This is a genomic window from Oscillibacter sp., from assembly GCF_031978065.1.
GTDB lineage: Bacteria > Bacillota > Clostridia > Oscillospirales > Oscillospiraceae > Oscillibacter.
Map to the genome: position 1 here is coordinate 24,536 of NZ_DALZCH010000016.1, position 6,814 is coordinate 31,349.

Here is a 6,814-nt window from a genome sequence, read left to right on the forward strand (position 1 = left end):
ATAAAGGAGGCTGCCCTATGGCAAATTTGCTGGTTAAAAACATCGGCCTGCTGGCCACTCCCGTCGGCTCCGCCGCAAGGCGAGGCAAGGAGCAGGGAGAAATCACAATGCTGAAGAACGCCTACGTTCTTGTAAAGGACGGGCTGATTTCCGCCGTGGGCGAGGGCGCAGTTCCCGCCGGACTTTCCGACGGCGCGGAGGTGGTGGATGCGGGGGGCCGTTTGGTCACGCCCGGTCTTGTGGACGCCCACACCCACCTGATTTTCGGCGGCTGGCGGCAAAACGAGCTGGGGATGAAGCTCCACGGCGTGAGCTATCTTGAAATTCTGGCCCAGGGCGGGGGCATTCTCTCCACCGTCCGTTCCACTCGCGCCGCCTCCGAGGAGGAACTGACGGACAAAGCCGCCAAGGTGCTGGACGACATGCTGCGCATGGGCATCACCACCTGCGAGGCCAAAAGCGGCTATGGCCTGACCCCTAAGGACGAATACAAGCAACTGCGGGTCATCCACCGCCTGAATGAGACGCATAAGGTGGAGGTGGTCCCCACGTTTATGGGAGCCCACGCCGTGCCCGAGGAGTTCAAAGAGGACCGGGAAGGGTATCTCCGCCTTTTGTGCGAGGAGATGATTCCCACCGTCGCCCGGGAGCAGCTTGCCGAATTCTGCGACGTGTTCTGCGAGACGGGCGTGTTCACTGCCGAGGAGTCCCGTCGGATTCTGGAAGCTGCCAAGGCCCACGGCCTGATTCCCAAAATTCACGCCGACGAAATTGACCCCATCGGCGGGTCCCAGCTTGCGGGCGAAATCGGTGCTATCTCGGCAGAGCATCTCATCGTCTGCCCGGAGGCGGGCATTGAAAGCCTTGCCAAGGGCGGCGTGATTGCCTGCCTGCTTCCCGGCACCAGCTTCTATCTGGGGGCCACCTTTGCCCCCGCCCGGGCAATGCTGGACGCAGGGGTGGCCGTGGCGGTGTCCACTGACTTCAACCCCGGCTCCTGCCCCAGCGCCAACTTGCAGCTTGCCATGAACATTGCCTGCCTCAAGTACCGCCTCACGCCAGAGGAGGTCCTCACCGCCGTGACTCTCAACGGCGCGGCGGCTGTCCGTCGGGCCGACCGGCTGGGTTCTGTGGAGGTCGGAAAACAGGGCGACCTGCTGGTGTGGGACGCGCCGGATCTGGACTACATTTGCTACCGGCTGGGCGCAAATCTGGTGGACACCGTGATCAAGCAGGGCGAGATTGTTCGGTTCTGAGTTTTTGGCATACAGCTTCGCGTAAATTATACGCATAGTTCGATTGCTTCCCGCCGCTTGGTGGCGCTTTCTTAAAACCGGCAGGCCCGGAAAGTCAAAGACTTTCCGGGCCTGCTTTTTTACGCACCTGCGTCACTCCGTCATAAAGTTCTTGTTTTTGCTGTAAAGGTTCTCCACCGTCAGGGGCTTCGCCTGCCGGATACTGTATTTCAGGCAGTCTTCCAGCTCGTCAAATTCATACGCGCCCTTCACGCCCCGAAGCCGCTGCATTCCTCTATGACAATAGATATCCAGCGGGCGGTAAAGATAGCGGTCCAGCTCGTTGTCAAAGATATGGTTCTGATCCAGCTCCCGGCGCAGCCGGGCCAGCACGCTGTCCCGAATGCCCTGCTCCACCAAAGAGCTGAGACGGCTTGCGGAGTCCCACGAGGCCGCCAGCAGCTCCACCGCTTGGGCGTAATTCCCGTCCTGCGCGGCGTAATAGGCGGTGTAAGCCTCCGTCAGTCCCCTGCCGGACAGTTCTCCTGTTTTTGCAAAGGCCGCCATAGCCCGACCCAGCAGCAGCCGGGCTTTTTCGTGATCTCCCATAGCCATCGCGGTCCGGGCATGGCAAGCAAACAAAAAGCCGCTGCCCGGCCATGGCTCCAGTCCCTCGGTCCGGTCCTCCGCCGCCTGATAAAACGCGCAGGCCCCGGCGAAATCCTTCTGGCGGCGCTTCCACTCTCCCTGCCATGCCCCCACATAGGCGCAAAACATGGGATAGCGCTCCGGGTGGTCAATCGTCTCCAATGCCTGACGGAGGAAATAGTCGCAGCTTTTGTAGCTTCCCTCCTTGCAAAAGTCAATGCCCCGCAGCAGCAAATAGCAAGCCCGCTGGCGTCTCAGGCCCGATTCCTCCGCAATTTCTAGACCCCGGACAATATATTCCGGCGCGGCCTGATCGGTCTTGATGTGATAGGTGATTCTCTGGCGCAGCGCCCACAGCAGCAGCTCCGTGTCCTCCGGGGCGCATGGCGTCAAAGCCCGGAGCAGGTCGTCGGTGACCGCCAGCCCCTCCTGATACTGCCCAGCGTAAATCATCGTCCGCGCCTTGGCGCACAAAAGCAGCCGTTCCGGCCCCGCAAGCGTCTCTTTCTCCTCCGGCGGAAGCTGGCGGCGCAGCCGCTCCAGCTCCTGCTCCAGTCGCTTCACCTCGTCCTCCGCCGTGACTCCCACCGGCAGCGGAGACGGAATGGGCGCATCCACTGCCGCCAGCGGCGGAATTTCGCAGCTCCGCCCCGTCCGCCAGTAAAGAGCCTCGACCTCACAATGAGAGGCTCTCTGTCCGTCTCCTCCCGCGCGGTAGTGGGCCGCCACCCGCGCAAGCCCGGACGCGTCTCCCTCCCGCAGAGTTTCCCGCAGGCATTCTGCAATTTTCAGGTGCAGGGGCTGACGCTGGAAATAGGACTGGGCCTGATACAACGCTTCTCGCATATGGGGATGGAGAAACTCCAGATAGCTCTCCCCGTCCGCAAGACGCTCTCCAATGAGGGAGTGCTCCTCCAGCTCCACGGAGAGAACATAAAGCTGCGCCGTCTGATAGCCGGTGATTTCAGAGAGCAGACGGCAGGGGGTCTTGTCCTCAAACAGAGCCAAAACATTTGCAAGGTGCAGCGCTTGGGCGCTCAGGCCCGCCATCCGCTGGCGAAGGATGCCGCCCTCGTCTGGCAGCGTGTTCTCCGAAGGCTCCTTGCCCCGCAGATTTTCAACAGCCGCCGCCAGCAACCGGGGATTGCCGCCCGTGGCTTCGTAAATGCGGCCCCGCAAGAGGACAGGAAGGTCCCCGCCCAGCACGGCGTCCAAATATTCGTTCGTCTCTTCCCGCGTGAGACAGGGGATGCATATCCGCTCCAGCGCCGCCTCGTCCAGCATGAAATTCACGTCCACGTTCAGCGTCCAGCTTGTGGCAAGCAGCAGAAGCTGATTTCCTCCCAGCCTGCGCACCACCTGACTGAGCAGGTCCTGACTGGCCGAATCCATCCACTGCAAATCCTCGAACACCAGCAGAATCTTTCGCCGGTGGGCCGCCAGAGACAGCAGCAATGCCACCGCGTCCGTCACCAGCGCGCCGCAGCGGTTCTGCTTGAACTCGCCGGGTTCCCGTCGGGCCTCTTCCCCGTCGGAAAAGACCGGGAACACCCGGGCAATGGTGCGGCGAGTGGTTTCGGGAATCTGCACGTTCCGCCGGGCCATCTCCTCCGCCACGGAAAGCATCACGTTTTTCCACGGCTCCAGATACACCCCCGCCTGCCGTTGGGAACAGCCGCCCTTCAGCACCAGTGCGTCGGAAAAGTCCCCGCCGCGTAAAAAGGATTGCAGCAGATAGCTTTTGCCGCTGCCAGCCTCGCCGTAAAGCAGCAGCGAGGAAACCTCGTACCCCTCCTGAAACAGCCGATACCGCTCCTGCATTTTCCGCACCAGCGCGGCGCGGCTGGCGGTCATCTCCGGCCCGGGGCGGCTGGGCGCGTCCTCGGTGGTACGGTTCCATTGGTTTACAATTTCATAGTACAGCGCGGCTGTCTCGTGCAGCGGCGTGATACCCAGCTCCTCAGCCAGCTTGTCCTTCAGCCGCTGATAAAGGTTTGCAGCCTTGTAATACCGCCCCTCCTGCTGATAGAGCTCCATCAGAAACATGACCATTTTCTCGTCCAGCCCGTCCCGGCTGAGATATTCAAGGCTCAACCGCTCCGCCCTGCCAAGATCACCCGCCGTCCGGGCCTCGGCCGCTCCGTCAGAAAGGTCGCTGAGGGTTCGGGCGGCCATCTGCTCCCGCACCTGATCTACCCATGCGTTGAAATTGGGCGCGTTTTTCACGGTAAAGCCCCTCAAAAAGCGTTCCTTGTCTATGGCTTCGCCCTCACCGCATCGGTCCAGATCAGAAGATAATTCCCGCTCCGGGTTCAGCCGCACTTCCGTCTTCTGCGTAGTCAGAATCAAGTCGGACCCCAAAATCTTGCGCAGAGTGTAAATGGTATGGCGCAGGTTTTTATAGCCCACCTCCTCCGTGCAATCCTCCCACAAAAGCTCCACCAGCTCTTGCCTTGTGGCGCTTTTGCGGCAGATCAGGTAGTAAAACAGCGCGTCTACTCGCTTGAAGGGGAAGGAAACCTCCACCCCGTCCAGCTTCACGCAGGGAATATCAAACATCTGCACCTCGATTTTCGGCATTGGTCCGTCCCTTCCCTTCAAAAAGCCATTTCAAGGCTTTGTTCTTCAAGCTATAGTATATCACGGTTGCGTCGCACCGCGCCAGCTATATTTGTATTGGCAAAACATCGAACAGGGGCAGGCCGCCACGGCCTGCCCCCAGTTACACGCAAGCGCCGCGTATCTCCGCGCCGCTGTTTGTCAGTCCGTCCGTCCGAAGAAGGCGCGTACCTCGCCCACCTGATACAGCGAGCCAAAGGCACAGACGATGTCCTCCGGTCCCTTCCCGTCCATCGCCATGGCCATGCCGCTTTTCACGTCGCCGCCGCTCCGGGCGGGAAGCCCGGTCAGCTCCGCAATTCTCGCACAAAGCGCCTCGGATGAAAGCGCCCGCTCGCTCTCAGGCGTCACGGCAATAAACTCTTTTGCAAACGGCGCCACAGTGCGAATCATATCATCGTAATCCTTGTCCGCCATCACGCCCATCAGCATCGTCAGCTTCCGCCCGGGCAAATAAGCTTCAAGGCCTCCGGCAAGCTCCCGCACTCCGTCCGGGTTGTGAGCCCCGTCCACCAGCACCAGCGGATTTTTTTGGAGAATTTCAAACCGGCCCGGCCAACTCACAGCCAAAAGCCCTTCCCGCACAGCGGACTCCGGGATAACATATCCCCGCCGCTCCCGTAGCACGTCCACGGTGTCCAGCGCCACGGCGGCGTTTTGATACTGATAGTTTCCAATCAGCCGCAGACGGAGGGTCTTCTGGTCCCGATAGTCAAAGGTCTGCCCGTCCAGATCATGGGCAAGCAGCGTTTGGGCGGCGGAATCGGTGATCCGCAGGGTGCAGCCCTGCTGCCCGCAAACGCGGCGCACCACGGCCTCTACCTCTTCCGTCTGCTCGGAGAGCACCACCTCCGCGCCCGGCTTAATGATGCCCGCCTTCTCCCCTGCAATTTTTGCAAGGGTATCTCCCAGCACATCGGTATGCTCCAGCGCAATGTGGGTAATCACCGCCGCGTCCGGCGCGCCAATGACATTGGTGGAATCCAGCCGTCCTCCAAGCCCCACCTCAAGAACTACCACGTCGCAGTTCTTCTGCTGAAAATACAGCAAGGCCATAGCGGTAATCCGCTCAAATTCCGTGGGCTGGTCCGACATTCCGTCCACCAGCGGCTTCACCTGCCGGGCAAGATCGGTCAACTCCTCGTCGGAGATATCCGTTCCGTTCACCTTCATCCGCTCGTTGATGCGAAAGAGGTGAGGAGAGGTGTAAAGCCCGGTGGTATAGCCCGCCCGGGTCAAAATCTCTGAAAGCATGGCGCACACGGAACCCTTTCCGTTGGTCCCCGCCACATGAATGAACTTCAGGCGCTTTTGGGGATTGCCCAGCAGTTCCATCAGTTCTTCAATGCGCTCCAGCCCCAGACGGCTTCCCTGCCAGGACGTGGCGTGGATAAATTCCAGTGCCTGGGAAAGGTTCATACGGTGGCCCTCTTTCCGAAGTGCCCTAGCACCTTTGTCATCAGGCCGATGGTCACTACCTGTGCCGCAATCATCACGGCGGTGGAGATGGTCCGGGTGAGGAACAGGGGGACGTAAAGCGAATCGTACAGCACGGAAATCCACAGCGTGTTCAAAAGCAGGCTCAGTATCAGTTGGTTCACCGCCACGGCGCCTCCGATGCGGGCCATGGTCTGCCGCTTGTGCAGGAACACGCCCCACACCAGACCCGTCAGCGCGGCTGTGAGGGTAAATCCGGGGAAATAAGGCCCGATGGGGAACATAATGGCCCCCAGGAAATCGCCCAGACCGCCCACAATTGCCGCGGGTACGGCGCCGTACAGCACCGCCGCCACAACCACGGGGACAAATCCTAGGCCGATTTTAAAGTTCCACGCGGGAATAGAGCAGAACCGGGAGAGTACAATTTCGATGGCCACCAGCATACCAAGGGTCACCAACATGGATGTTTTTTGCTTTTTCATATTAAATTCCTCCTTTATGTGAGAAAAACGGCCCAACCAAGCAGTCGCTTGGTTTCGGCAGTTGCCACTTGGGAGGAAATATTTCCTTCTTTGTGGCAGCGGATGCGGGTTCAGCAACGCGGGGCTTGGCCCCTTCGTCCAACGGCGACTCCCATCCGTCGGCACTTAACGCGCTGGCCCTACTCTGTCGTCGGAGCAGGCTCCATATCCCTCGCTTTGCCCTTTCGGCCCAAGCTCGATCTTTTCGCCGCTCCTCCTTTTCCCTGAAAATGCTTCGCATTTTCAGGGACTTGGGAACGGGGTGCGCGGAGCAGGCTCCATATCCCTCGCTTCGGCCTTTCGGCCCAAGCTCGATCTTTTCGCCGCTCCTCCTTTTCCCTGAAAATGCTT

Annotated in this window: 4 protein-coding genes and 1 riboswitch; of the genes, 1 reads left to right on the forward strand and 3 read right to left on the reverse strand. The window is 60.2% G+C overall.

The window, feature by feature from the left end:
* Window positions 1-17: 17 nt before the first annotated feature.
* Window positions 18-1,256 (forward strand): imidazolonepropionase, encoded by a 1,239-nt coding sequence (gene hutI / locus RTK01_RS04135; RefSeq protein WP_312279760.1) that lies wholly within the window; start codon window positions 18-20, stop codon window positions 1,254-1,256.
* Between the two features lie 132 nt (window positions 1,257-1,388).
* On the opposite strand, the gene RTK01_RS04140 is transcribed toward hutI, so the two are convergent.
* From RTK01_RS04140 to RTK01_RS04150, 3 genes are all read right to left on the reverse strand, one after another.
* Window positions 1,389-4,463, reverse strand: a complete 3,075-nt coding sequence (locus RTK01_RS04140) for an AAA family ATPase (RefSeq protein WP_312279761.1) — start codon at window positions 4,461-4,463, stop codon at window positions 1,389-1,391.
* 180 nt (window positions 4,464-4,643) lie between these two features.
* Complete coding sequence (locus RTK01_RS04145) at window positions 4,644-5,921, reverse strand: folylpolyglutamate synthase/dihydrofolate synthase family protein (RefSeq protein WP_312279762.1); 1,278 nt, start codon at window positions 5,919-5,921, stop codon at window positions 4,644-4,646.
* A complete protein-coding gene (locus RTK01_RS04150; protein ID WP_312279763.1) occupies window positions 5,918-6,424 on the reverse strand; it encodes a folate family ECF transporter S component in 507 nt (168 codons plus the stop codon). Before RTK01_RS04150 ends, RTK01_RS04145 begins: the two co-directional genes overlap by 4 nt.
* A 94-nt stretch (window positions 6,425-6,518) precedes the next feature.
* Window positions 6,519-6,613, reverse strand: a riboswitch (THF riboswitch).
* Window positions 6,614-6,814 lie beyond the last annotated feature (201 nt).

Bases quoted from the DNA above. Each gene is read 5' to 3' on its own strand.
- RTK01_RS04140 (WP_312279761.1), bottom strand. From the start codon at position 4,463: ATGCCGAAAATCGAGGTGCAGATGTTTGATATTCCCTGCGTGAAGCTG.
- RTK01_RS04145 (WP_312279762.1), bottom strand. From the start codon at position 5,921: ATGAACCTTTCCCAGGCACTGGAATTTATCCACGCCACGTCCTGGCAG.
- hutI (WP_312279760.1), top strand. From the start codon at position 18: ATGGCAAATTTGCTGGTTAAAAACATCGGCCTGCTGGCCACTCCCGTC.
- RTK01_RS04150 (WP_312279763.1), bottom strand. From the start codon at position 6,424: ATGAAAAAGCAAAAAACATCCATGTTGGTGACCCTTGGTATGCTGGTG.